Genomic DNA, 25,184 nt, shown 5'->3' on the forward strand with positions numbered 1-25,184 from the left:
TAATTTACGCGAGTTGTCCAAAAGACGCAAGTACTTTTTTCAAAAAACTTGTCTGCCGCATGTTCTTAGTAGCTAAACGCGCTAAAGCGATTGGCTAGGCACACGATTCCAGCGCTCCGCTAAACAGCTTCACCATCTGCACGCGCGTGCCGGCGCCGTCCGTACGACGAGCAACCTCCACGTTATCGACGAGCATACGCATAAGCTTGATGCCACGGCCGCGCTCCTCAGATGCGACCGGTTCGCTCGTTTCATCGATAGAATAGCCGACACCTCGATCAAGCACCTCAACCACAACGCGATCGCCATAGGCCTGAACCGTCAGGACGCACCCGATACCGCCCGCATGGTCATAGGCATTACCCAGCGCCTCCCCCGACGCCAATGCGACATCGTAGCGCTCGTCACGGCGCAACGGAAGCGATTCAAGGAGTTCAGCGATGCGATGTCGGTAGTATGGAAGATTCTCGATACCCTGACGGACCTCGACACTCTTACTCCAGCGAGGCAGCTCCCCCACCGGAATGGCGGGAATAGACTCCCGTGCCGGCCCCGCGACATGAAGGATATCGACAAGACGAGCAATCTCCAAAAAGCGAACAACTTCACCTGATGCATTGACGAGCGAAAGCAGGCCTTCTCGCCTCATGAGCTCACGAGCGCGCGTAAGCAGGAATGCCAAGCCCGTCGAATCGATAAAGCTAACAGCCTGACAGTTGATGACGACACGACGCACGCCGCGGCCAATCAAAGCATCCAGCCGCCGACGCAGCGCAGGCACCGTGGCGATGTCGATATCGCCCGGTGGCGTCAAAACCGCTATGTCATTCCACTCATTCATACGACCATGGTTCCCAAAAAAGCCCACTCGATGCATTCGTTTCCCCAACCGTGCGGATTCAGCCCGCCCAGCGTCGTCTATGAACGACCCCGTAAAAACTCAAGGGACACCAATGCAATGTCATCGTCCAGCGCCGATTCGGTAAATCGGTCAAGCTCGCCCAAGACCTTGCCGCAAATGCCCGACACGCCCTCCCCCGAAACAGAAAGCAGAAGGTCGCGCAAGCGCTGCTCGCCAAAGAACGCTCCGGTGCGGTCGCGGGCCTCAATCGTTCCATCCGTATACATGAAGAGCATGTCGCCGGGGGCGAACGTAAACACGCCTGTCTCGTACACCATGCTCTCAAAGGCACCGATTACGCCCGATTGGCATCCAAGCAGCTCAACCTCTCCCCCACGTGCCTCACCGCCACCCAGCGGCATCGACTCTGGCCTGATGACCATGGTCGGAGGATGGCCCGCCGAACAATACGTTGCGCGTCCGGCCTTAAGGTCAATCTTGGCGATAAAGGCCGTCACGAACGTCTCGACCCTCGAAAAGCCCATGAGCATGCTGTTAAGGGAGCGTGCCATGCGGGCCGGTCCAGCGCCCTCCCAGGCATATGCCGTCAGGGCCGTCTTGACGAGCGCGGACATCGATGCGGCCTCAATGCCTTTGCCAGACACATCACCCAGAATCATGACGGCGCAGTCGTCGGGAAGACGGATGAGCGTATAGAAATCGCCGCCGACCAACGCCGAGTTCGTGGCCGACAGGTACACCGAATCGGTTGCGATACCCGGAACATCCCCCAGGGAATTTCTCATGCCGATCTGAAGGGTCTGAGCGATATGGCGCTCCTCGCGCTTTTGAGATTCGCCTTCGTAGATCAGTTCAAAGTCATGCGCCAAGTGCACCAAGTAGTCATATTCAAGATCATCAATCGGCTCTTGGCTACCATCACGAAGCAGCAGCGCGCGCGTCGTCGGGCTCTTCGCAACAGAAGCAGGAACAATCGCGTCGTTACTGTGCCTGCCATCACCCTCAGAGCGCGGGCGCCCCGCCTCGATGCCGGAGTCAACGTAGAGACCTTGACAAGGCAGACCGTGCGCCCTAAGCCAGCCTCCCATAGGCATCGATTCGTCAACGCGAGTTATACGGACGTGTTTAAGGTCCTCGGCACTCGTACCGCCCAAAACAGATGCCTCAAAGCCATCAGGGCCAGCCCCCAGACGTGCCGCTGGCGCCGTCGTGGAAAAGAAAAGCTTCTCGGGATCGTCCGGCAAAGCAACGCGACTGCCACCTTCAAAATCTATGACGTAGGAATCCAGACTGGCGTCATACTCAACAGGGCAAAAATGGCAGTTAAGCATATTGCAGATCTCGGACGATACCGCCTGGGTAGCCGCGGCGGAATCGTCTAGAAAGGCAAACAACTCATCACGCAAGACATTGAGCGAGCGGCCAAGCTCGGCCGTGCGACGGGAGCGAAGGCTCGATGCCATGCCGACCAGCTGGATAGACAGGTAATCGCAAATGACCTCGAGCACATTAACGTCATAGGCGAGCGGTGCCTGGGGGCGTTTCCAACCAACTTCCAGCACGCCAAGAATCTGCGTACCGTAAAAAACGGGAAGACAGATCTCGTTGCGGTACGGAGGCATATCCTGCATGCGCAACAGGTGCTTAGAACGATTGTCCAGGTCCATAAACATACCGGAGGCGGCCTTATCACCCTCAAGGACCTGTTGAATCGACAAGCGACAGGCACGCGACTCGCGAAGAACATACGTCGGAATGCCAGCGCCATACGGCAAAAACTCGGGCAGGTAGCTGTCGTACAGCTCCTTGGAAACACCGCGTAGCTTAAAACCGCCGCTCTCAGAAAAATAGATAGCGGCACCCGAAGCATCGAGCGTTCCTACAAGCTGGTTCAAAACGGTATCAAGTAGGCTGGGCAGCTCATCGGAGCCCACGGTACTCATAATGACCGAGAGCGTGCCAGAGAGGCGCTTGTTCGCCACTCTAAGCTCCGATAACGCACGCTTGAGCTGACGGTCGTGCGAATACTGTTCTTCGATGCTATGGAGCGCCACCAGGACACGTGGCGCGCGGCGCCCAAAGATGCGTGGAGGCGTTACGGAGCCCGCACGAACCAAGACGGGCATAAAGGAGCCGTCACTCAGCTTGAGCATCAGTTCGTTCTCGGAGCCATCAGTTTCAAATGGCAGACGATGTTCCGTCGCACGTTCAAAAGCTGATGAGTACAGGACGTCTTTAACATCTCCACCGATGACGTCGGCGCGTTCCTCGCACATCAAACCAAGTAAGCGATTATTCACATGCAGAATGGTTCCGTCGAGCTCACAGATGATGACAGCATCGCTCGTGATCTCGACTAGTTGGGCAACGTCTGCCCACTCGTTGCGTTCAAGCGTTTCCATCGTGGACCCCACCGTCTATCGGTAACAAAAAAGCCTCCGAAGAGGCTTCTCAAATGCGATGGTGTCGGAGGCGGGACTTGAACCCGCATGACCAAAAAGCGGTCACTAGCACCTCAAGCTAGCGCGTCTGCCAATTCCGCCACTCCGACATGCTATGTTGTTGATTCGCAGTTCGTTTTGTTGGACCCGCGCGTTCAACGAGGAAGATAATAACCTATGATTCGAGAACTGTGCAAGCACTTTTTTCAAAAAAGTTTACGAATTTGTAAATGCGCAGGTAAATCCGTGTGTCCGGCCCCGAATCGGTGTTGCCTCCCGGCGCGTCCTCGGGCATGAGCGATATTTTGCTGCGCACTTCGTGCTGCAAAATATCGCTCCCCCTGCGGAATGCGCCGGGAGGCAACACCGATTCGGGGCCTGCAAATACATACTTCAGGCACAGTTCTCAAACATGTTCTGGGGGCTGATGCAAATTTGGTGGCTCGGCAAAGCCGAGCCCTTATATAAGGAGGCCGGAGCCAAAGCTCCGGCCTCACTCAATTTCTCATCAGATTAAGTGAGCGATCGAGGAATCGCACTCCCCCTGCCGAGTTACCGCAGGGCCCGCCCTGAAGTTACTTTTCAGAACACTCCACAGGACGCAAGAAACCCCCGCCGCACGAAGTGCGCAGCGGGGGTTTCTTGCATGTCCGAGGACGTTCTGAAAAGTAACTTCAGGGCGGGCCCGGACGATAACAACCGACTACAGGTCGATGTGCGATTCCTTGATCGGGAACGGCTCCGCGAAGTGGCACGCGCAGCAGTGACCCGGTGCGACTTCCTTAAACTCGGGAAGCTTCTCAGAGCAGATGCCCTGCGCGATCGGGCAGCGAGTGTGGAAACGGCAGCCGGTCGGCGGATCCAGCGGTGACGGCGGATCGCCGGCGAGGATGATGCGCTTACGGGTCTTCTGGATATCCGGATCGGGAACCGGCACGGCAGACAGCAGCGACTGCGTGTACGGATGGTGAGGCTCGCTATAGAGCGTCTTCCAGTCCGAAACCTCAACCATCTTACCCAGATACATAACGGCAACGCGATCGGAGATGTGCTGCACGACGGACAGGTCGTGAGCGATAAACAGATACGCGGTACCGAACTTGTCCTGGAGCTCCTTAAGAAGGTTCAGAACCTGGGCCTGAATGGATACGTCAAGTGCAGAGACAGGCTCGTCGCAGATAATCAGCTTGGGCTTCAGAGCGAACGCGCGGGCGATGCCGACACGCTGGCGCTGGCCGCCCGAGAACTCGTGCGGATAACGGTTGATGTGCTCGGGATTCAGACCGACGACGTCCAGCAGCTCGCGGACGCGCTCGATACGCTCCTCCTTGGTACCCACGCCATGAATGGTCATGGGCTCGGAGACGATCTCGCCGATGGTCATACGGGGATTGAGCGAAGCATAGGGATCCTGGAAGATGAACTGCATCTCGCGACGCATGTCCTTGATCTCATGCTTGCTCATCTCGGCAACATCTTTACCCTGGAAGAACACCTTACCGGCGGTCGGCTTGGTCAGGCGCATGATGGTGCGACCCGTCGTGGACTTACCGCAACCAGACTCACCAACCAGACCAAAGGTCTCCCCCGGATAAATCTCGAATGAAATGTCATTCACAGCAGAGACGACACGCTTGGAGAAGCGCTTGGCGAACATGCCGGACTCAGCGGGAAACTCCTTAGAGAGGTGCTCGACCTTCAGCAGCGGAGTGCGCTCGTTGGTATCTGCCATTACGCCTCGCCTCCCTTCTTGGAATCCTTGCGCGTACGGGACGTCTCAGGAGCGTTCTTGAGGAACTCGGGGTCACCGGAGTAGTGGCACGCAGAGTAATGACCAGACTCGGTGACAACGCGCTCGGGGCGCTGCTTGCGGCACTTGTCCGTCGCATAGGGACAACGAGGCGAGAAGACGCAGCCCTCAGGCAGGTTCATGAGCGAAGGCGGGTTGCCGTGAATCGGCGTAAGCGGCTTCTTCTCTTCGATGGCCTGCTCCGGGATGGAGCGGATAAGGCCCCAGGTGTAGGGGTGGCGGCTCTCGTAGAAGATTTCCTCAGCAGTACCGAACTCGACGGGACGGCCTGCATACATAACCATGATCTTATCGGCCATATCGGCAACGACGCCCAGGTCATGGGTAATCATGATAATGGCGTTGCCGTTCTTCTCCTGCATCTCCTGCATGAGCTCGATAATCTGAGCCTGAATGGTAACGTCCAGAGCCGTCGTGGGCTCGTCGGCAATCAGGATATCGGGATCGCAGGCAAGAGCCATAGCGATCATGACGCGCTGACGCATACCGCCAGAGAACTGGTGCGGATACTCATTGACGCGCTTCTCGGGCTCGGGAATACCAACGAGGTCCAAAAGCTCGGTGGCACGCTTGAGCGCCTCCTGCTTGGAGTAGCCGCGGTGCAGACGAAGACCCTCGCCCACCTGCTTGCCGATCTTATAGACCGGGTTCAAGGAGGTCATAGGATCCTGGAAGATCATCGCGATGTCGTTACCGCGAATGTGCTGCATCTCTTCCTCGGTCATCTCGAGGATAGAACGACCGCGATAGCGAACGTCGCCGCCCTCGATCTTTCCCGGAGGCATCGAGATAAGACCCATGATGGTCATGGCGGTCACGGACTTACCGGAGCCGGACTCACCGACGACACCCAGGGTCTCGCCGCGATCGAGCGTGTAGGAGACACCGTCGACAGCGCGAACAACGCCATCCTCGGTGTGGAAATACATCTTAAGGTCATCGACCTCGAGCAGATGCTGGCCCTCGGGAACCGGCTGGTCCTTCAGGTCCACATAGTTCTTGTTCTTCTTCATCCTTATGCGTCCTTCATCTTGACGTCGAGGGCGTCGCGCAGACCGTCACCCAGCAGGGTGAAGGCGAGCACCGTCGAGAGAATTGCCAGACCGGGCATGATCATCATCCAGGGAGCAGTCAGAAGATACTGCTGACCGTCCTGAATCATGGAGCCCCACGAAGGCGTAGGCGGAATAACGCCCATGCCGAGGAAGGACAGAGCGGACTCGGTCAGAATGGCGCCACCAATGTTCATGGTCGCGTAGACCACAATGGAGGCGACGGAGTTCGGGAAGATGTGACGCACGACGATACGAGCATCAGATGCACCCATCGCGCGCGCAGCGTCAACATAATCGTTTTCCTTGACCGTCAAGATTGCAGAGCGAAAGACGCGCGCAATCGAAGGCCAGCCAAGAATGCCGATGGCGATAAAGACGTTCTGAAGACCACGGCCGATAACGGCGATCATGGCGACAACGAACAGCACGTACGGGAACGCCAGGAAGATGTCCGCACAGCGCATGATGATCGTATCCCAGATGCCGCCGTAGAAACCGGCCAGAGCACCCATGACCAGACCGATCAGCGTGGAGATCGCGGTGGCCATAATTCCGACAGACAGCGAAACGCGCGCACCGTAGATAACGCGGACGAGAATGTCACGACCAAGGGCGTCGGTGCCAAACGGGTGCTCGGCACACGGAGCCAGCAGCGACGTCTCGGCCATGGTGGTCGAGTCGGAAGCCGTCGGAGAACCGAGCCAGGGCTTAGCCCACAGATCTGCGGTCAGGGCAACCACAACGACGATGATGATCCAACAGACACCGATAACGGCGAGTTTGTTCTTACGAAGACGCTTAAAAGCGTCGCCCCACAGCGTGCGGGACTTGGCGGGAGCAGATGCGGCCTTGGTGGCGGTAGCCTGCTCCTGAGACTGAGAATCAGTTTCCTGCATGAGACGTACCTCCCTTAGGCCTTATCCGACGGACCGCCAAGGCGGATGCGCGGGTCGAGGAATGCATAGCTAATGTCGACGAGCAGGTTGATCACCATGACGACGACAACGATGAGCGTAACGCCGCCCATAACGATGGGCCAGTCACGCATGCTAATGGCGCGATAGACCTCATAGCCGATACCGGGCCAGTTAAAGACCGTCTCGGTCAGGATGGCGCCCGAAAGCATGCCACCAAAGTCGACACCAATATAGGTAACGACGGGGATGAGTGCATTCTTAAGCGCATGCTTGACGATGATCGCGCGATTGGAGAGACCCTTGGCCTTTGCCGTACGGATGTAATCCTGGTTCATGACGTCAAGCAGCTGCGAGCGCATAATGCGGGCGGCGTAAGCGGTCGAAACCGAAGCCAGCGTAATGGTCGGAAGCACATAGTGCATCCAATCCTGATACTGAGAGCTGGAACCGCCGGCACCCGAGATCGGCATGGAGATTGCACCGCCCGTGGCGTCCTTGAGGATGACGCCAAAGAACAGCTGCAGCAACATACCGAGCCAGAAGGCCGGGACCGCAACGAGGATCGACGTGGTAAGCGTTACCAAAATATCCCAGAAGGAATACCGCTTTACCGCCGAAATGATACCCGCACCGATACCCATAATTGCCTCGAGCACGATGGCGCACGCGGCAAGTTTGACCGTATACGGATACTTCTGGGCAAAGATTTCCGTAACCGGCAGCTTGCGCTGATACGAATTGCCCAGATCGCCATGAAGCAGGCCGTTCATGTAATACAAGTAACGGTCCACGAGCGACGTTTGAACGGGATCGCCGTTCTCGTCAAGAATCGCGTTGCCGTCCTCGTCCGACTGGACTAGGTGATAGCGGACGCGAAGCTGAAGCTCCACCTCGGGGGACAGAGCCTTGTCTCCACCGATCAGCTTGATCGGATCTCCCGGCACGATATTCTGGAGGGCGAACAGAATCAGCGTAACGCCCAAAAACACCGGGATGAACTGAAGCACACGTTTAACGATGTACTTACCCATACCACTCCCCTATCTAGGGATTAACCTAAATGGGATGCCGATCGCCAGACCGGCATCCCAAAATTACCATCAGCCAGTTTACCCCAGGTTAGGGAGAACTGTATGTTTCCCATGAGGTCTACGTAAATACTTGACCCTCACGGAAGCTGCAAACTCTTAGGCGAGCTCAGCGGTACCCAGCTCGGCATGCTTCTGCGGATCGACATAGAGGTGCTTGATGCGATCGGAACCGACGATGGTGTGCGTGTAGAACATCACAGGGATGACCGGGCAGTCGGCAGCGACCATTGCGTCGGCCTCCTGCATCTTAGCGACGCGCTCCTTGTCGTCAACAATAGCACGAGCCTCGTCGACCTTGGCGTCGAACTCGGGGTTGCTGTAACCAGAGCGGTTGTCGCCACCGAGGGAGTCGGAATGGAACAGCGGATACAGGAAGTTGTCCATGATCGGGTAGTCGGCAATCCAACCCAGACGACCGAACTGATAGTTAAAGTTCTGATACTGCTCGAGCAGGGCAGACCACTCAGGGGTATCGGAGACAGCGGTAACGCCAACCTTGGCGAGGTCGCCGATGATGGACTCCATGATCTCCTTGTGACCGCCGTCCTGGTTGTAGGAAAGGGTCACGCTAATGCCACGATCCCCGTTAGCGCCAGCGGGAGCAACCTTGTCGAGGTACTCGTTAGCCTTGTCGACATCGTAGGCGCAGAACTCCCATGCGCCCTCCTTGTAGCCATCGATGCCCGGAGGAACAATGCCGTCGGCAGGGGTACGGGTACCCTTGAAGATGGTCTTGCAGATGGCCTCACGGTTGATGGCCAGGGAGATGCCCCTACGCAGGTCGGCGTTGTTGAACGGCTCGGCCGTGGTGTTGCAGGTCAGATAGTACGTGGAAGGCTCGGCGCCGAGCAGCATGCGCTCGCCGTCACCCATGGTGTAGCCGTCCTTGGACACGCCGCGATCCTTCTTGGCGGCATCGATCTGAGCAACGGGAACGTCGCAGACATCGAGGTTACCGGCCTGGAACTCCTTGTAAGCAGTCTCCATGTCCTTGATGACCTGGAAGTGGATGCTATCGATCTTGGCCTTGTCGCCATAGTAATCGTCGAACTTCTTGAGGTTGATCTCCTGACCATCCTCCCACTTGCCGTCCATCATGAACGGGCCGTTACCGACCGGTGCAAGGTAGAAGCTCTTGACATCGGACTCGGCGCACTCGGGAACCGGGGCCAGAGCCGGGTGAGAGGCGACGAAGGGGAAGTCGGCGTAAGCGGAAGACAGCTTGACGACGAGGGTCTCATCGTCGGGGCAAGTAACACCGCTGAGCTCGGTAGCGTTACCGGCAAGCAGGTCGTCATAGCCCTCGACCATAGAAAGGTGATAGGAGACCTCGGAAGGGCCGTACTCGGTAGCGATGGCCGACTTGGTGTTGACCAGACGCTCCCAACCGAGCTTGAAGGACTTGGAGGTAACGTCGTCACCGTTGTGGAACTTGGCCTTCTTGATCTTGAAGGTAAACTCGGTGGCGTCGTCGTTGGCCTCGAAGGACTCGCAAGCCAGCGGAACGATCTCGCCCTTCTCGGCGTCGTAAGAGGTCAAAGCGTCAAAGAGCTGGTACTCGACCTGAGTACCCTGATCTTCCTGAACATTGTAGGGGTCGATGCAGACCGGGTTGTTGATGTAGAAGTTCAGCGTCGAACCGGACTCAGAACCGGAAGTGTCGCCGCCCTTCTTGCCGCATGCGGCAAGAAAAGCCATAGAGCTCGCAGCAAGGGTGCCGCCGACAAAGGCGCGACGACCCATAACGGGCTGGTGGAACATAGAATCAGCCATGCCATCCTCCTTATGAGATAGGACAAAGTAAGTTCGGTCGGGCAACGTCAAGACAGCCCAATCGAACCATTCAAACGCGGTCCGCCGTTTTGGCTGGTTATACAAAGCGGGCCAACGTATTGCAATATAGTAGCGCATTTTATGCACGATTTGGGGCTAATTCCGGTTAACGGTCGAGATTTTCTTTAGTTGGGCGAAGTATATGAGGATATTTTGACTCTGTTACAAATATGTAAACAAAAAGGGTTCCGCACTTGCGGAACCCTTTTCAAATATTTATGTGGTTCGAGCTTAGTAGCCCACGATGCCCTGCGGGAAGAAGAACATGCACAGCACGACGCACACGGCAAACACGACAGCCATAATGACGGTCAGGCGGTCAAGGTTCTGCTCCATAACGCCTGTGGCTGAGCTGGAGTTATACAGCGAGCTGGCAATCATATCCGAAACGCCGGTACCCTTACCGGAATGCATCAGGACGAGAATCGTCAGCGCCACGGCAGAGACAGCCCAAACGACAAACAGAAGAATCTGGAACGGACCCATAGATAAGCTCCTTAATAGAACAATTCAAACTCCAGTACTGTACCACAATCCCCCGCTCTCCCCTACCTGCCACTCGGGGACGGGGTAGAAATGGCAGAAATACCAAAATGGGGGTTGCCCGAATATGGGCAACCCCCTTGCATGAAAACGCTTGGAGTTTTCTCTTAGGCCTCGGTGGCGAGCACGCGGCCCGTCATCTCGGCGGAAGGCTCCAGACCAGCCATGGTGAGCATAGTCGGGGCGATATCGGAAAGACGACCGTCCTCGATACCGGTGAGCTGTGCCTTCTCATCAACGATGATGAACGGCACGCGGTTGGTGGTGTGAGCCGTAAACGGATGCTTGGAACCGTCGGAAGCAACGTCAAACATGTGATCGGCGTTGCCGTGGTCGGCGGTAATCAGCGCAAAGCCGCCCTTGGCGAGAATCGCCGGGACAACCTTGGACAGGGCATCGTCAACAGCCTCGACAGCCTTAACGGCAGCGTCGAAGACACCGGTGTGGCCAACCATGTCGCAGTTCGCGAAGTTCACGATGTAGAAATCAGCGCGATCCTCGTTGATGGCGGCGACGAGCTTCTCGGTAACCTCGGGAGCGCTCATCTCGGGCTGCAGATCGTAGGTAGCAACCTTGGGGGAAGCGACGAGCACGCGCTCCTCGCCCTCCTTGGGCTCCTCGATGCCGCCGTTGAGGAAGAACGTCACGTGGGCGTACTTCTCGGTCTCGGCAGTGTGCAGCTGCTTCAGGCCATTGGCGGCGATAACGTCGGCCAGGACGTTCTCGGGGAACGTCTTGGGGAAGGCGACCTCGACGTCAAACGTCGGATCGTACTCAGTCATCGTCACAAAGTGCGAGAGCTTGATCTGCTCGCGCTCAAAGCCGTCGAACTCCTTGTCCGTGAACACGCGGGTCATCTGACGGGCGCGGTCGGGACGGAAGTTGAAGAAGATGGCCGCGTCGCCCTCGTGGATGCCCTCATTGTGGGCAGCGAAGGGCTCGACGAACTCGTCGCCGCGCGGATCCTTCTCGTAGTAGGCCTTGATGCCGGCAACGGGGTCGGTATCGGCATCGGACGCATTGACCATGACGTCGTAGGCACGCTGGATGCGCTCCCAACGGTTGTCGCGGTCCATCGCCCAATAACGACCCGAGACGGTGGCAACGCGAGCGTCGCAACCGGTCTCCTCGGAAATCTTGGCAAGGAAGGCGCAGAACTCGCTCATGTAGCCAGCACCGGACTGCGGGTCGACGTCGCGGCCATCCATGAAGGCGTGGACACGAACGGTCTTGACGCCATGCTCGGCAGCCATCTTGACCAGAGCCTCAACGTGGTTCATATGAGAATGAACACCGCCAGGGCTCATAAGGCCCATGAGGTGGAGAGTCTTGCCGTCAGCCTTGACATCGTCCATAGCCTTGACAAAAACCTCGTTCTTGGCGATGGAGCCGTCCTTGATGGCATTGTTGATGCGCGAAAGCTCCTGGAACACGATGCGGCCGGCACCGATATTGAGGTGACCCACCTCGGAGTTGCCCATCTGGCCGTCGGGAAGGCCCACGTCCTCGCCCGAAGCGCCGAGCGTGGTGTGGGGGTACTTCTCGTACAGGCTATCAAGGAAGGGCGTCTTGGCAGCGGCGACGGCGTTCTCGCCATCGGCCGGAGCAAGGCCGCAACCATCCATGATGATCAGGAGTGCAGGAAGATGACGTTGTGCCATATGTCCTACTCGCCTGCCTTGACGACCATAGAGGCGAAGTCGGCAGCCTTGAGCGAAGCGCCGCCCACGAGGGCGCCGTCAACGTCGGGCTTGGCGACGAGCTCGGCGATGTTGCCGGGCTTGGCGGAACCGCCATACAGCACGCGGATGCCGTTGGCGAGCTCCTCGCCGAACATCTCCTTGAGGGTCTCACGGATAGCGCCGCAGACCTCCTGAGCGTCCTCGGCGGTAGCGGTCTTGCCTGTGCCGATGGCCCAGATGGGCTCGTAGGCGACGACGACCTGCTTGGGGCAGGTGATCTCAAGGCCAGCAAGGCCAGCCTTGACCTGGTTCACGACGTGCTCGACATAGGTGCCAGCCTCGCGGACCTCGAGGGACTCGCCGCAGCAGAAGACGGGAACAAGACCGGCGGAAACGAGAGCCTTAGCCTTCTTGTTCTGATCCTCGTCGGTCTCGTGGAAGTAGTCGCGACGCTCGGAGTGACCGATGATGCAGTAGGTGCAGCCAGCGGACTTGAGCATGTCGCAAGAAGACTCACCGGTGAAGGCACCCTTGGCCTCCCAGTACACGTTCTGTGCACCGAGGGCGATGGGGGCAGCCTGAATGCGGTCATGAACCGTGGTGATGTCGATGGTCGGAGGGCAGACGAGCACCTCGACGCCAGCCGGAACCTCGGGCAGAGCCTGAGCCAGCTCGTCGGCGAGCTTGGCGGCCTCGGCGACGTCGTTGTTCATCTTCCAGTTACCAGCGATAAGAAGGGTGCGATTAGGCATCGAGAAGCGCCTCCACTCCGGGCAGGGCCTTACCCTCGACGAGCTCCATGGAAGCGCCACCACCGGTGGAGATCCAGCTCATCTTGTCGGCCAGGTTGAACTTGTTGACAGCTGCGACAGAGTCACCACCGCCGATGATCGAGGTGCAGTCAGCCTCGGCGAGAGCCTCGGCGATAGCCTGGGTGCCGTGAGCAAAGTTGTCAAACTCGAAGACGCCCATGGGGCCGTTCCAGAACACGGTCTTGGCGCCCTTGACAGCCTCGGCATAGAGCTCCTCGGTCTTGGGACCGATGTCCATACCCTCACGATCGTCGGGGATAGCGTCGGAAGCAACAACCTCGGGGACAGCGTCCTCGCCAAAGTGATCGGCAACACGGTTGTCGATGGGGAGTAGGATCTTGACACCCTTCTCCTCGGCCTTCTTGAGCATCTCGCCGGCGCGCTCGACCCAGTCCTCTTCCTTGAGGGACTGACCAACGGACAGGCCCTGAGCCAGGAAGAAGGTGTAGGCCATGCCGCCACCGATGATCAGGGTGTCAGCGGAGTCGATGAGGTGATCGAGAACGCCGATCTTGGAGGAAACCTTGGAACCGCCGACGATAGCGACGAAGGGACGCTCGGGCTCGGCGAAGATACCGGTCAGCGTGTCGACCTCCTTCTCGAGAAGGAAGCCGGCGACTGCGGGCAGGTAAGCGGCGGGGCCCACGACGGAACCCTGGGCGCGGTGAGCGGTGCCAAAGGCGTCGAGAACGAAGACGTCACCATAGGAAGCGAGCTTCTTGGCGATCTCGGGATCGTTCTTCTTCTCACGCTTGTCGAAACGGACGTTCTCGAGAACGAGAACCTTGCCCGGCTCGACGGCAGCGACAGCCTCGGCAGCCTTCTCGCCGTAAGTGTCGGCGACAAAGGCAACGTCCAGACCAGAGAGCTCAGCGAGCTTCTTGGCGACAGGCTCAAGGGAGAGCTCAGGCTGGAAGCCAGTGCCCTCGGGACGGCCGAGGTGGCTCATGAGGATGACGCGGGCGTTGTGCTCAACGAGATAGTTGATGGTGGGCAGGGCAGCCTTGATACGGGTGGTGTCGCCAACGACGCCATCCTTGATAGGCACGTTGAAGTCAACGCGGACGAGAACGCGCTTGCCGTCGACATCGATGTCGCGGACGGTCTTCTTGGTAAAGGCCATGTTTGCTTCTACCTTTCGTACGTGTCTGCCTCCCATTACGGCAGACGATTTCCTATAAAAAGGGCGCGACCCTAGGGTGTAAGCCCTATAAGGCCGCGCCCTTCTTTAGACGCTCAACGAGCTATTCGCTAAAAGCTAAATTAAGCAACGAACTTCTCGAAGTACTTGATGGTGCGGACCATCTGAGAGGTGTAAGAGTTCTCGTTGTCGTACCAAGAGGTGACCTGAACGAGGGTCTGGCCGTTGCCGAGGTCAGAGCACATGGTCTGAGTGGCGTCGAAGATGGAGCCGTGGGTCTCGCCGATGATGTCGGTGGAGACGATGTCGTCCTCGTTGTAACCGAAGGTCTCGGAGATGGTGGCAGCGTAGGCCTTCATAGCGGCGTTAACCTCGTCGACGGTGACCTTCTTGTCAACGACAGCGTAGAGGTTGGTGATAGAGCCGGTCGGCGTCGGGACGCGCTGGGCGGCACCGATGAGCTTACCGTTGAGCTCGGGGAGAACCAGGCCGATGGCCTTGGCAGCACCGGTGGTGTTGGGGACGATGTTGACGGCGCAGGCGCGGCTACGACGCTTGTTGCCCTTGCGCTGCGGGCCGTCGAGCGGCATCTGGTCGCCGGTCCAGGCGTGAATGGTGGTCATGATGCCGGACACGATGGGAGCGAAGTCGTTCAGACCCTTGGCCATCGGGGCGAGGCAGTTGGTGGTGCAGGAAGCAGCGGAGATGATGTTGTCCTCAGCGGTCAGCGTCTCATGGTTGACGTTGTACACGATGGTGGGCAGATCGCTGCCGGCCGGAGCGGAGATGACGACCTTCTTGGCGCCAGCGTTGATGTGGGCCTGAGCCTTAGCCTTGCTGGTGTAGAAGCCGGTGCACTCGAGAACGACGTCGACGTCGAGGTCGCCCCAAGGCAGGTTGTTGGCGTCGGCCTCCTTGTAGATCTTGATCTCCTTGCCGTCAACGGTGATGGAATCCTCGCCAGCAACGACCTCGTGATCGCGAGCGTAGTTGCCCTGCGTGGAGTCGTACTTCAGCAGGTAAGCGAGCATATCGGGAGAGGTGAGGTCGTTGATAGCGACGATCTCGGAGCCCTCATGACCGAACATCTGACGGAAAGCCAGACGACCGATGCGACCGAAGCCGTTAATAGCAACCTTTACTGCCATTGTGTCTCCTTTCGTAAGGCCCCCGCGAGCTACAGCGCCCGCCGTTGAGGCCCACAAACTAACCACTCGCCTAATATACCTTTTTTTTGACTTGAATTTCACGAGAATGCTCGAAATTGAAAATCAAATTTACGTTAAAACGTTTTAAAGAGTAAAACAGCAGTTCAATCCCTATATAAGCAGTTTCGCTCAACTACCTGTTTGCTTCAATGAGCTTTTCAAGCCTCAAAACTCGATGGTAGAGGGCCGACTTCGACAAGGGAGGGTCAGCCATCTCCCCCAGATCGCGCAGTGACAGATCAGGATAGCGCTCGCGCAGGTCGCAAAAGACCGCCAAGGCGTCCGGAAGCGTGTCGCGCAAACCCCGCTGTTCGAGCTCATCGATCAACGCAAGCTGATGCTGGGCGGCACCCGCACTTCTGGTCTGATTGGCCAGCTCGGCATTCACGCGACGGTTTACGTCGTTCTTAACCAATTTGACCGCGCGCGCTTCCTCGATCTCGGCAACGCTGCGCTTGGCGCCGACCAGCTTTAGAAGCTGCTCGATCTCCTCGGCGCTCTTAATGTAGACGGCAAAGGATCCGCGCCGCGCGTTAACGCGCGCATGGACCCCAATCTGCTCCAATAGATCGCAAAGCCCCCGGGCATACTGCTCGCCCTGCACCGCAATCTCCAAATGAAAATCGCCGCGTGGATCGGCCACGAAACCGCCGGCGATGAGCGCGCCGCGGATGTAGGCAAGCCTGCAGCAGGGACGGGCAACGATGTGCCGGGGAACACCAGCGACGAGCCCTCCCCTGCGGTCGAGAATGCCCAGCAGCACCAGAGCCTTGTCCAGGTCGGGCTGATCGGGCAGGGTAATGAGATAGTTACGGACCTTATGCAAGACCGATTTACGAACGGTGAATTCCGTTTTGAGCTTAAGGATGCGATGCGTCAGTGTGATCATCGTGCGCGCGACGGCACCCGTCTCGGTCGCGACCGTCAAACGATACCGCCCGGAGCCGGCCAGCGAAAGTGTACCGCTCACACGCGTCAGGGCGGCAAGCGTCGACAAATCGCAGTATTCACATTCGGGTTCGCAGCGCGCGAGCTCGTCACGCACCTCGGCGGTAAACGACATGCAGACCTATGCTTTCGTGTTGGCGCGCGACAGGTCGCGATGGGAAATACTCACGTGATACTGGGCACCTTCTAAATAACGTGCCGTGGCCTCGGCGATGGCAACGCTGCGGTGTTGACCGCCCGTGCAGCCGATGGCAATAGAAAGCTGTGGCTTGCCCTCCGCGATATAGCCGGGCATGACCGTATCGAGCAGCTGCGTCCAGGCCTTCCAGAACTCCTGGGTCTTAGGATGGTCCAGAACAAAGTCGGAGACTTTCTTATCGAGACCGGTCATGGTGCGCATCTCGGGATCGTAGAACGGATTGGGCAGGAAGCGGACGTCGATCATAATGTCCGCCTCGACGGGCATGCCGTGCTTAAAGCCAAACGAGAACACGTGAACGTCCATGAGCTGCTGGTCGGACAGCTCGGAGAACGCCATGCGCAATTTGTTGCGCAGGGCAGAGGTGCGCAGGCGGCTCGTGTCGATGATCATATCGGCTCGATCGCGCACGCCCTGCAGCTGCAGGCGCTCGCGCTGAATCGCATCGGCCGTAGTCTCTCCCGGCTTGGCAATGGGGTGGCGGCGGCGGTTTTCGCTATAACGACGGATCAGCACCTCGTCAGAGGCCTCGAGAAACACGATGTCACAGCTCATCTCGCGCTCCTCGAGCGCGGCAACGGCATCGAGCAGTTCATCGAACAAACCCTGGCTGCGCAGGTCGCAGGTGACGGCAAGATGTCTGCCCACGCCCGTATTGATGCCGACGAGTTCGGCAAGCTGGGCGATGAGACGTGGAGGCAAGTTGTCGATGCAAAAGTAGCCCATGTCCTCAAACACATGCATGGCCTGCGTTCGGCCCGATCCGGACATTCCGGTGATGATGACGATATCGGGGATGCGCTCCGAGCGCTCCGCCGCATCCATGGCATCTCCCTTTTGCATGTGTGCCTCCTAAAACAAGCGCGGGACCCGGCCAGCGGATCCCGCGCGATCAATTGCCTTTATTGAGTATACCGCCCCAAGCGGATACGAGGCCTGTCTTACGCCTCAAGCGCAGCCTTGAACCAACTTGTAATACTCGTGGGGTGCGTAATGGCAGTGCCTACGACAACTGCCCAGGCGCCCGCATCGATCGCGGCGCGGGCCTCCTCGGGCGTGTGCACGCGGCCCTCGCAGATGATGGGAAGACCGGGGAATTCCTCGGTCGCCTGACGCAGGAGCGGCAGATCAGGGCCATCGGCCATGGTGCAGTCGATGGCGGCGACACCGTGAGAAAGCGTAGTGGATACCAGGTCAAAGCCCATATCAACCGCACGGCGAATGTCCTCGATGGTGGCACAATCCGCCATCAGGAGCACGCCCTCCTCGTGCAGCGGACGGAAGGTGTCCTCGACGGTCTTGCCATCGGGACGTGGGCGATCAGTGGCATCAATTGCCACGATATCGGCACCGGCGGCAACGCAGGCGCGAGCATGGCGCAGCGTCGGCGTGATGTAGACGCCCTCGTGCCCATCCTTCCACAGGCCGATAACAGGAACCTCACAGCGACCCTTAATGGCGGCAATGTCGGCAAGGCCTTGGCAGCGAATGGCGGCGGCGCCGCCAAGCTCGCAGGCGCGAGACATTTGAGCCATGGTCTCGGGCGTACGAAGCGGCTCGCCCATATAGGCCTGAACGCTCACGACGAGCTTGCCCTTCAGGGACTGGATCAAAGGATCAACGGTCATGTTCGACTCAACCTTTCTCAAAACAGCCTTCTGAGACACCGCACCTTGACGTTCAAACCGTCGCTCGCGTACCGAACTACGCTTCGCTCCTCTTTCACGTCAATCTGCGGCACCTCAGAAGGCCCACTTGGTAGTTATGTTTACTTCAACGACGCAAGAAGGTGTTCGGCGGCACCGATGAGCGGCGCGTCGCCCTCCAGAGACCCGATGAGAATCGGCGTGTCTTGAAGCGGATCGAGCGCCTGGCTGGCATAGCCCTCGTGCACCGAATCCTTCCACGTCTGCGAACGCCAATCGGGACCCTGGTGAATCACGCCGCCCGAAAGCACGATGACCTCGGGATCCAAGATGTTGGCAAGCGAGCCCAAGCTGGCGCCCAGCGCAAAGCCGGCGTCATGGATGACCTCGGTCGCCTTTGCGTCGCCCGCACGGCACAGGTCGTTCACGTCGCGACCGACCGAAGGACGGCTGGGGTCGACGCGACCAAAGCGCTCATCGTACATACGACCAATGGAAGTGCCGGAAGCAACCGACTCAAGATGACCGGAACGTCCACAGGCGCAGGGAATGCCAGCGGCAGCCGAGCACTCGATGTGGCCCATATGACCGGCAGCACCATGGAAGCCCTGCATCACACGGCCGTTCTCGACATATGCGCCGCCGATGCCCGTGCCGATGCCCAAGCACAAAACGGAGAACTTGCCTTTGCCGACGCCCCAGTGGGCCTCGCCCAGAGCATGAGCCTGCACGTCGCCCACCACGGCAACGGGGAGACCAAGGTCCTCGCGCAGACGCGGCCCCAACTGAACGCCGGACCAGCCGGGCATGATCTCGTTGGCATACGCGATGGCGCCCGTCTTGGGATCGACGACGCCTGCGGCACCGATACCGACACCGAGAACCTCGACATCGGGATTCGCCTCAAGAGCGGCCTTGATGGACGCCTCGATACGCTGGAAGACGGCCTCGCCGCCCTCCTGGGCCTCAGTAGGAACCTCGGCCTCAAATACGGGATGGGGCACGCTGCCGTCAGCCGGGTACTCCATAATGGCGGTCGCGATCTTAGTTCCGCCGATGTCGACAGAGCAGACGTACTTGTTCTCCATGTCGTTCTCCTTAGGAGATAAAAACAACTACAGGAAATGAAGGCGGTGTTATCGCCGCAGCATGATAAAGGTTTCCCAGGTGCCCGAGGTTGGGGTGAAAGTGGTCGGGCGTTGACCTAATGGGTCACGCCCGACCACTTGAGCCCCAAGATCGGGTGCCTGGGGAATCTTTACAGGAGACCGTTGTCCTGGAGGACCTTCTTAATCGCCTCGACATTCTCGCCGGTCATGGCCTTCACCGGGCGCGGCATGGTCGGGCTGTCGAAGATGCCCATGAGGTTCATAGCGGTCTTGAAGGCGCCGACGCCACCGGCATAGCCCTGGACGCCCGAGGTGACGTCCCAGATGTGCGAAATCTCATTGAGACGATCCTGCTCAGCCTTGACGGTAGCCCAGTCACCAGCCTGAGCGGCCTTCCACTGACGCACGTAGCCCTCGGGCTCAACGTTAGCGAGACCCGGGACGGAACCGTCGGCGCCACCGAGGTAAGCGCCGTCGACAACAACCTCGTGACCGGTGAGGATGCTCATCGGATGGCCGTTCTTCTCGTTCTCCTGAACGAGGTAGCGGAACGAGATGTCATCGCCCGAGGAATCCTTGACGCCGGCCAGGACGCCCTCGGCACCGAGCTTGGCAAGGAGCTTCCAGGGGAGCTTGGTGTGGACGCAGACGGGAATATCATAGGCAAAGATGGGCAGGTCGAGCTCCTCGTGAAGGATGCGGAAGTGCTCCTCGACCTCGGTCATGCCCTGCAGGGCATAGAACGGGCAGGTGGCGACAAGCGCGTCGGCACCCAGCTCCTGAGCGACCTTACCGTGCTCGATCATGCGCTCGGTCTCGGTGTCGATGATGCCGACCAGAACAGGAACGCGGTGGTCGACGATGCGCACGGCCTCGGCGATGATCTGACGGCGGCGCTCGTCGGTGGAGAAGACGACCTCGCCCGAAGAGCCCAGGAAGAACAGGCCATCGACGCCGGCATCGATCATGCGGTTGATGCTGCGCTCAAAGGAGGCAACATCGAGCTGGTGGTCTTCGGTATCGGGAACAACGACGGGAGGGATAACGCCGGTGAATTTCTGAGTTGCCACAAGAATCTCCTTAGTTGTCTGGCGGGCGGCCCTATGCCGCCCACTCTTGTTGGCAGTGTCCAGGCCGTCTAGGCCAAAGAACACGGGTAGAACGTTTGGTTAAAGAAGTCGACGACTTCGTTTTCGAACGCATTGATGCGCTCATGAGCGTATTTGGCATAAATGATATGCCTCCGGTCACACTCAAGACCGTTGAATACGGCAAGCTGGCCCTTGGGATCGCTCACGGCATCCATGAGCGATGTGCCCATGAGCACCGATCCGCGCACCCGAGACGACAGAGCCTCGAGGCCACCGGGAATTGGATTGGCAACCGCCGTGCAGGCAAGGCCCCGCTCGTCCAGAGCAGAAACCGCCAGCGCGACTCCACCGCCAAGGCCCTCGCCCCATGCAAAGATGCGGTCGGGGTCCATGCCATCAAGATTGCGCGCGACCTTCGCCAGCGCGCAGCCCCAACGGACGCGCCTGACAAAAGCGGGCGAAGCAATCCCCCGCTGCAGGTCGTCCGCACCAGCAACATCGTCATCCAGCGCGAGGACGGCATACCCCATGGCGGCAAATCTCGTCATGTGATGCCAGCCGCGCACAGGCCGATCGATGTCGTGGAACATCAGGCACAGCGGCACACGCTCAGATACTCGGGCACGACCAACAGGCTCAATCAAACGAGCGTGGACCGCATCGTCACCGAGTTCAAAGGAAACCTCCGAGTAACGGGCGCAGAGGTTAACAAAGTCAATCGCCGTAATGGCCAGGCCTTGAATCTCAAGATTCGAAGCGCATGTCTCTAAATCAGAAATATCTGCTTGGACATCACCGTGCCAGTCCCGATATTCTGCGAGCCTTGACGAAACCGTTCCAGGAATTCCCACGAGCCCGGGGACTATCAGCTCGTCAACATTGCTCTCGCACTTAGACATGATCCTCCCCTCCCTCGCAGAAAAACGAAATGATCAGATCATCAAAGTCCTGAATCTCCTCGTGGCCAAAACCTTCAAAGAACTCATGACGCTTTTCACAGGTCAGGTTGTTGTAGACCGCAAACTGCGTCGCCGGCGGACAGACGATATCGGCTGTGCCCGTGCCAAACAGAACGGGGCATTTGACCATGGGGGCAAAGTTCTTGGAATCGAAGTACGCCAGCTTGGCATAGGCTTCCTCGATACGAGTCGAGTCCTCGTCAAACCAACGCGACCAATAGCGCAGACCCTCGTAGGCAATATCGTCGGCGTCCAGATCCCAAACCAGGCGGAAGTCCGATAAGAAGGGGTAGAGGATGGCCGCGCGGTCAACCAAATCGCTATTGAGCGCGCAGGTCGCAATACCCAAACCGCCGCCCTGCGATGCGCCGTTCACATACACGCGGGTAAGATCGATGCCCTCGAGCTCGCGAACGATACGGCACAGAATGCGGATATCCTGGTGCAAGCGGACATAGTAGAGATTGGCCGGGTCGCCGTCGATACCGGCGGCGATATGGCCCGCGACCGTCGTGCCCTCAAATCCACCAATATCCTCGGAGGGGCCACCCTGGCCGGGGCAGTCGAGAGCAATGAGCGCCATGCCCATGCCCGCAAACGACGCCTGCTCAAACCAGCTGCGGCTCGCACCCGGATATCCATGGAACTGAAGCACCAGCGGCATGGGCTCCTCCGAGACCGGCTTGAGGTACTTGGCATGCAGGCGTGCACCACACATGCCGGTATACCAGAGGTCGAAAAACCGACAGGTCGCGGAATCCGCAACCGAAGCCGCCTCGATCGCGTAGTCGAGCTCGACGGTGTCGGCCTCGGCCATACGATCCTTCCAAAAGAGATCGAAATCCGATGGACGGGGCATAGCGCCTCGATATTCACCAAATTGCTGTTGTAGCTCTTGAGCACTTGGCATGGCTCGTGAACCCAACCTTTCGAAATCGCAACGGAGGTGCGCCCGGCAAGGGAACCGGGCGCACGGGAGGGAAAGCGAGGCTACTCGCCGAGCTTGGGATGCAGCAGCGACGGCGCAGCGCCGAGCAGCATCTTGGTGTAGGGGTCCTGAGGGTGCTGGAAGACCTGCTTGGCCTCGCCATGCTCGACGATCTTGCCGCCATTCATAACGATGATGTCGTCAGAGATATAGCGGACCGTCTGGATGTCATGGCTGATGAACACCATGGCCAGGCCGAGCTCCTTCTTAAGGTCGGTCAACAGGTTCAGAATCTGTGCGCGGACCGAAACGTCCAGAGCCGAGGTGGGCTCGTCGGCGATGATGGCATCGGGGTTCAGCGACAGGGCACGGGCAATTGCGACGCGCTGACGCTGGCCGCCCGAAAGCTGACCGGGAAGAACCTCGGCGGCGGAGCTGGGCAGACCGGTGAGCTCCAGGAGCTCCTTGACGCGCTTCTCCTGCTCGGCCTCGGTACCCAGGTTGTGGACGCGCATGGGGTCGAGCAGCTGCTCGCGAACGACCATGCGGGGATTGAGCGCCGTGGCCGGGTTCTGGAACACGACCGAGATGACGCGACCCATGTGGCGACGGTCCTCGGCGGTACGTTTGGTAACGTCCTTGCCCTTAAAGTAGACCTTGCCGCTCGTAGGGGCCTGCAGGCCGCACATGACGTTGGCGGTGGTGGACTTACCGCAACCGGACTCGCCGACGATGCCGATGGTCTGTCCGGGCATGAGCTTAATCGTTACACCCTGGACGGCGTGAACCAGGTTGGGGTGCAGAATCGAGCCGGTACGGGTCCTAAAGGTGACGTGGACGTCATCAAGGAAGATGATCGGCTCGACGCCGTTGACTGCGGTCTCGCTCATCTACATCACCTCCGCGTGAGGGGTCAAACCATTTGCCTTGAGCACCTCGTCGGGGAGCTCGGAATAGAAGTGCTCGGTACCGGGCACGCGCTTGAAGACCGGACGGGTGTCCAGGCCAATACGCGGATGGCTCGAGCGGGGCGCGAAGCGATCGCCCTTGGGGAAATCGCGCGGGCTCGGAACGGCGCCGGGCACCTGGTGCAGGCGACCCGAACCGCTCTCGATGGACAGAACGGAACCCAGAAGACCGCGGGTGTACTCGTGGATCGGGTTGGTGAGCAGCTCCTTGGTGGGTGCCTGCTCGATAACCTGGCCAGCGTACATAACCGTGATGTTATGGGCAACCTCGGCGACCAGAGCCAGGTCATGCGAAACGAAGATCATGGCAAAGCCGAGCTTGGCCTGAAGATCGTTGAGCAGCTTGATGACCTGCTTCTGGACGGTAACGTCCAGAGCGGTCGTGGGCTCGTCGCAGATGACCAGCTTGGGGTCGCGGGTAAGGGCCATAGCGATCAGGACACGCTGACGCTGGCCGCCGGAAAGCTCGTGCGGATAGCTCTCGAGCGTGCGCTTGGGATCGAGGCCGACGAGCTCCAGGAGCTCCTCGGCGCTGCGGGTTCCGCCGCGCTTGGTGAGCTGCTTCATCTGGGCAGAGATGAGCATGGAGGGATTAAGCGAGGACAGGGCGTCCTGATAGACCATAGCGATATCGGTACCGCGCAGGCCGAACCACTCCTTCTTGCTCATCTTGAGCAGGTCACGGCCCTCCCAAAGAACCTCGCCGGAAAGATGCTCGTCATCGTCGGTCAGGCCCATGATGGCCAGCGTGGTGATGGACTTACCGCAACCGGACTCGCCCACCAGGCCCATGGTCTGACCAGGACGAACGTCAAAGTTGACATGGTCGACGACGTTGATATCACCGTGATGCTCAAACTGGATGCAGAAGTCACGGACCGAGAGAATCGGCTCAACGGACTCGTCGGGCACGTGGCGATCGTCACGCTTGAGCTCGACATCGCGCAGGGCGCCAAGGCGAGCGGAGAGGGACTGGGCCTGCTCCTTGTAGGCGCGAACGGGGTCGGAGACCAGCAGGTCGGCCTCGCGACGCTTGGAGGAATCGGTAGGATCCAGGGCAGCGGAGGGAGCGGCGGCCATGGCGTCGGTAATGCCCTCGGAGAGGATGTTGAGCGCCAGGCAGGTGATCATGATGGCCAGGCCCGGGAACAGCGCCTGCCACCAACGGCCGGCGAGCACGCCGCCGCGGGCGTCGGCGAGGATGTTGCCCCAGGTAGCGGTGGGCTCCTGGATACCAGCGCCGATGAAGGTCAGCGAGGCCTCGAAGATGATGGCGTCGGCGACCAGGGTAACGGTGAAGACCATGATCGGGGCGATGCAGTTACGCAGAACATGCTTGATCAAAATCCACGGAGCCTTGGCGCCGGAAACGATGACCGCGCGGACATAGTCCTCGCCGTACTCGGACACGATGTTGGCGCGCACGATACGGGCAATCTGCGGAGTGTACATAAAGCCGATGGCGAAGATGATCGACGGCACGGAGTTGCCCAGGATGGAGACAAAGACGGCCGCGAGGGCGATGCCCGGGATGGACATGATGATGTCCAGGATACGCATGATCGTCTCGGAGACGGCCTTGCGCGAAACCGCTGCAAGGGCGCCCACGACTGAGCCGCAGACCAGAGCCATGGCAGTGGCGCCAAAGCCGATAATCAGCGAGTAACGACCACCGTAGAGCATACGCGACAGAATGTCGCGACCCTTATCGTCGGTACCGAAGATAAATCCGTTGCCGGGAGCCTGGCGAGCCGTAAAGATCTCGACCGGGCTATAGGGGGCAAGAAGGGGCGCCAGAATCGCAGTCAGGGCGACCAGCACCAGCACGACGGCGGCAATCTTAGAAGACAACGTCATCTTCTTCCAGCCACCGAGCTTGAGCCCCTTGGAGGCAGCCTTCTCGAGCTGCTCGGTTTGCTTCTCTCGAATCTTTACCATAAT

The 25,184-nt window shown here is 59.1% G+C and carries 21 protein-coding genes and 1 tRNA gene; all 22 read right to left on the reverse strand.

Annotated features, from left to right (window positions below; translation table 11 throughout):
- Positions 1–94 precede the first annotated feature (94 nt).
- The 22 genes from HMPREF9463_RS09820 to HMPREF9463_RS09925 all read right to left on the reverse strand — a co-directional run bounded on the left by HMPREF9463_RS09820 (position 95) and on the right by HMPREF9463_RS09925 (position 25,181).
- Positions 95–841, reverse strand: coding sequence for an anti-sigma factor antagonist (locus tag HMPREF9463_RS09820; RefSeq protein WP_035138879.1), 747 nt, complete (start codon positions 839–841; stop codon positions 95–97).
- 77 nt (positions 842–918) lie between these two features.
- Positions 919–3,264: a GAF domain-containing SpoIIE family protein phosphatase gene (locus HMPREF9463_RS09825; RefSeq protein ID WP_035138880.1), complete on the reverse strand. Its 2,346-nt coding sequence runs from the start codon at positions 3,262–3,264 to the stop codon at positions 919–921.
- Between the two features lie 59 nt (positions 3,265–3,323).
- Positions 3,324–3,413, reverse strand: a tRNA-Leu gene (locus HMPREF9463_RS09830).
- 593 nt (positions 3,414–4,006) lie between these two features.
- On the reverse strand, positions 4,007–5,035 hold the full coding sequence (locus HMPREF9463_RS09835; protein ID WP_022094888.1) for an ABC transporter ATP-binding protein: 1,029 nt from the start codon (positions 5,033–5,035) through the stop codon (positions 4,007–4,009).
- The gene (locus tag HMPREF9463_RS09840) at positions 5,035–6,126 is read right to left on the reverse strand and encodes an ABC transporter ATP-binding protein (RefSeq protein ID WP_022094887.1); all 1,092 of its coding nucleotides are present in this window, start codon (positions 6,124–6,126) and stop codon (positions 5,035–5,037) included. The genes HMPREF9463_RS09835 and HMPREF9463_RS09840 overlap by 1 nt, the downstream gene beginning before the upstream one ends.
- Positions 6,127–6,128: 2 nt before the next feature.
- Positions 6,129–7,064, reverse strand: coding sequence for an ABC transporter permease (locus HMPREF9463_RS09845; protein ID WP_035138881.1), 936 nt, complete (start codon positions 7,062–7,064; stop codon positions 6,129–6,131).
- 14 nt (positions 7,065–7,078) lie between these two features.
- A complete protein-coding gene (locus tag HMPREF9463_RS09850; protein WP_022094885.1) occupies positions 7,079–8,116 on the reverse strand; it encodes an ABC transporter permease in 1,038 nt (345 codons plus the stop codon).
- A 156-nt stretch (positions 8,117–8,272) separates the two neighbouring features.
- Positions 8,273–9,949 carry a peptide ABC transporter substrate-binding protein gene (locus HMPREF9463_RS09855; RefSeq protein ID WP_035138882.1) on the reverse strand — a complete coding sequence of 559 codons (1,677 nt, stop codon included), beginning with the start codon at positions 9,947–9,949 and terminating at the stop codon, positions 8,273–8,275.
- Between the two features lie 291 nt (positions 9,950–10,240).
- Positions 10,241–10,495 (reverse strand): preprotein translocase subunit SecG, encoded by a 255-nt coding sequence (secG, locus tag HMPREF9463_RS09860; protein WP_006236144.1) that lies wholly within the window; start codon positions 10,493–10,495, stop codon positions 10,241–10,243.
- 164 nt (positions 10,496–10,659) lie between these two features.
- Entirely contained in the window at positions 10,660–12,213 is a 1,554-nt protein-coding gene (gene gpmI / locus HMPREF9463_RS09865; protein WP_035138883.1) for a 2,3-bisphosphoglycerate-independent phosphoglycerate mutase, read from the reverse strand.
- A 5-nt stretch (positions 12,214–12,218) separates the two neighbouring features.
- On the reverse strand, positions 12,219–12,986 hold the full coding sequence (gene tpiA / locus HMPREF9463_RS09870) for a triose-phosphate isomerase (RefSeq protein ID WP_035138884.1): 768 nt from the start codon (positions 12,984–12,986) through the stop codon (positions 12,219–12,221).
- Positions 12,979–14,169, reverse strand: coding sequence for a phosphoglycerate kinase (pgk, locus tag HMPREF9463_RS09875; RefSeq protein ID WP_035138885.1), 1,191 nt, complete (start codon positions 14,167–14,169; stop codon positions 12,979–12,981). Before pgk ends, tpiA begins: the two co-directional genes overlap by 8 nt.
- Before the next feature lie 140 nt (positions 14,170–14,309).
- On the reverse strand, positions 14,310–15,335 hold the full coding sequence (gene gap, locus HMPREF9463_RS09880) for a type I glyceraldehyde-3-phosphate dehydrogenase (protein ID WP_022094880.1): 1,026 nt from the start codon (positions 15,333–15,335) through the stop codon (positions 14,310–14,312).
- A 193-nt stretch (positions 15,336–15,528) separates the two neighbouring features.
- Positions 15,529–16,458, reverse strand: coding sequence for a DNA-binding protein WhiA (gene whiA / locus HMPREF9463_RS09885; RefSeq protein WP_035138886.1), 930 nt, complete (start codon positions 16,456–16,458; stop codon positions 15,529–15,531).
- A 6-nt stretch (positions 16,459–16,464) separates the two neighbouring features.
- Complete coding sequence (gene rapZ / locus HMPREF9463_RS09890; protein WP_022094878.1) at positions 16,465–17,385, reverse strand: RNase adapter RapZ; 921 nt, start codon at positions 17,383–17,385, stop codon at positions 16,465–16,467.
- A gap of 98 nt (positions 17,386–17,483) precedes the next feature.
- Entirely contained in the window at positions 17,484–18,170 is a 687-nt protein-coding gene (locus HMPREF9463_RS09895) for an N-acetylmannosamine-6-phosphate 2-epimerase (RefSeq protein ID WP_022094877.1), read from the reverse strand.
- 140 nt (positions 18,171–18,310) lie between these two features.
- Positions 18,311–19,276: an ROK family protein gene (locus HMPREF9463_RS09900; protein ID WP_022094876.1), complete on the reverse strand. Its 966-nt coding sequence runs from the start codon at positions 19,274–19,276 to the stop codon at positions 18,311–18,313.
- Between the two features lie 170 nt (positions 19,277–19,446).
- Positions 19,447–20,367, reverse strand: a complete 921-nt coding sequence (locus HMPREF9463_RS09905; RefSeq protein ID WP_035138887.1) for a dihydrodipicolinate synthase family protein — start codon at positions 20,365–20,367, stop codon at positions 19,447–19,449.
- Between the two features lie 68 nt (positions 20,368–20,435).
- Entirely contained in the window at positions 20,436–21,287 is an 852-nt protein-coding gene (locus tag HMPREF9463_RS09910) for an acetylxylan esterase (protein ID WP_035138889.1), read from the reverse strand.
- A complete protein-coding gene (locus tag HMPREF9463_RS09915) occupies positions 21,280–22,257 on the reverse strand; it encodes an acetylxylan esterase (protein ID WP_035138890.1) in 978 nt (325 codons plus the stop codon). The genes HMPREF9463_RS09910 and HMPREF9463_RS09915 overlap by 8 nt, the downstream gene beginning before the upstream one ends.
- An 80-nt stretch (positions 22,258–22,337) precedes the next feature.
- Positions 22,338–23,165, reverse strand: a complete 828-nt coding sequence (locus HMPREF9463_RS09920; RefSeq protein ID WP_035138891.1) for an ABC transporter ATP-binding protein — start codon at positions 23,163–23,165, stop codon at positions 22,338–22,340.
- Positions 23,166–25,181, reverse strand: coding sequence for a dipeptide/oligopeptide/nickel ABC transporter permease/ATP-binding protein (locus HMPREF9463_RS09925; protein ID WP_035138893.1), 2,016 nt, complete (start codon positions 25,179–25,181; stop codon positions 23,166–23,168).
- Between the last annotated feature and the right edge of the window lie 3 nt (positions 25,182–25,184).

The sequence above is a fragment of the Collinsella sp. 4_8_47FAA genome, from assembly GCF_000763055.1.
Lineage (GTDB): Bacteria > Actinomycetota > Coriobacteriia > Coriobacteriales > Coriobacteriaceae > Collinsella.

Excerpts from the sequence above, each read along its gene's own strand:
- HMPREF9463_RS09820 (WP_035138879.1), bottom strand. The coding sequence starts at position 841 with ATGAATGAGTGGAATGACATAGCGGTTTTGACGCCACCGGGCGATATC.
- HMPREF9463_RS09825 (WP_035138880.1), bottom strand. The coding sequence starts at position 3,264 with ATGGAAACGCTTGAACGCAACGAGTGGGCAGACGTTGCCCAACTAGTC.
- HMPREF9463_RS09835 (WP_022094888.1), bottom strand. The coding sequence starts at position 5,035 with ATGGCAGATACCAACGAGCGCACTCCGCTGCTGAAGGTCGAGCACCTC.
- HMPREF9463_RS09840 (WP_022094887.1), bottom strand. The coding sequence starts at position 6,126 with ATGAAGAAGAACAAGAACTATGTGGACCTGAAGGACCAGCCGGTTCCC.
- HMPREF9463_RS09845 (WP_035138881.1), bottom strand. The coding sequence starts at position 7,064 with ATGCAGGAAACTGATTCTCAGTCTCAGGAGCAGGCTACCGCCACCAAG.
- HMPREF9463_RS09850 (WP_022094885.1), bottom strand. The coding sequence starts at position 8,116 with ATGGGTAAGTACATCGTTAAACGTGTGCTTCAGTTCATCCCGGTGTTT.
- HMPREF9463_RS09855 (WP_035138882.1), bottom strand. The coding sequence starts at position 9,949 with ATGGCTGATTCTATGTTCCACCAGCCCGTTATGGGTCGTCGCGCCTTT.
- secG (WP_006236144.1), bottom strand. The coding sequence starts at position 10,495 with ATGGGTCCGTTCCAGATTCTTCTGTTTGTCGTTTGGGCTGTCTCTGCC.
- gpmI (WP_035138883.1), bottom strand. The coding sequence starts at position 12,213 with ATGGCACAACGTCATCTTCCTGCACTCCTGATCATCATGGATGGTTGC.
- tpiA (WP_035138884.1), bottom strand. The coding sequence starts at position 12,986 with ATGCCTAATCGCACCCTTCTTATCGCTGGTAACTGGAAGATGAACAAC.
- pgk (WP_035138885.1), bottom strand. The coding sequence starts at position 14,169 with ATGGCCTTTACCAAGAAGACCGTCCGCGACATCGATGTCGACGGCAAG.
- gap (WP_022094880.1), bottom strand. The coding sequence starts at position 15,335 with ATGGCAGTAAAGGTTGCTATTAACGGCTTCGGTCGCATCGGTCGTCTG.
- whiA (WP_035138886.1), bottom strand. The coding sequence starts at position 16,458 with ATGTCGTTTACCGCCGAGGTGCGTGACGAGCTCGCGCGCTGCGAACCC.
- rapZ (WP_022094878.1), bottom strand. The coding sequence starts at position 17,385 with ATGCAAAAGGGAGATGCCATGGATGCGGCGGAGCGCTCGGAGCGCATC.
- HMPREF9463_RS09895 (WP_022094877.1), bottom strand. The coding sequence starts at position 18,170 with ATGACCGTTGATCCTTTGATCCAGTCCCTGAAGGGCAAGCTCGTCGTG.
- HMPREF9463_RS09900 (WP_022094876.1), bottom strand. The coding sequence starts at position 19,276 with ATGGAGAACAAGTACGTCTGCTCTGTCGACATCGGCGGAACTAAGATC.
- HMPREF9463_RS09910 (WP_035138889.1), bottom strand. The coding sequence starts at position 21,287 with ATGTCTAAGTGCGAGAGCAATGTTGACGAGCTGATAGTCCCCGGGCTC.
- HMPREF9463_RS09915 (WP_035138890.1), bottom strand. The coding sequence starts at position 22,257 with ATGCCAAGTGCTCAAGAGCTACAACAGCAATTTGGTGAATATCGAGGC.
- HMPREF9463_RS09920 (WP_035138891.1), bottom strand. The coding sequence starts at position 23,165 with ATGAGCGAGACCGCAGTCAACGGCGTCGAGCCGATCATCTTCCTTGAT.
- HMPREF9463_RS09925 (WP_035138893.1), bottom strand. The coding sequence starts at position 25,181 with ATGGTAAAGATTCGAGAGAAGCAAACCGAGCAGCTCGAGAAGGCTGCC.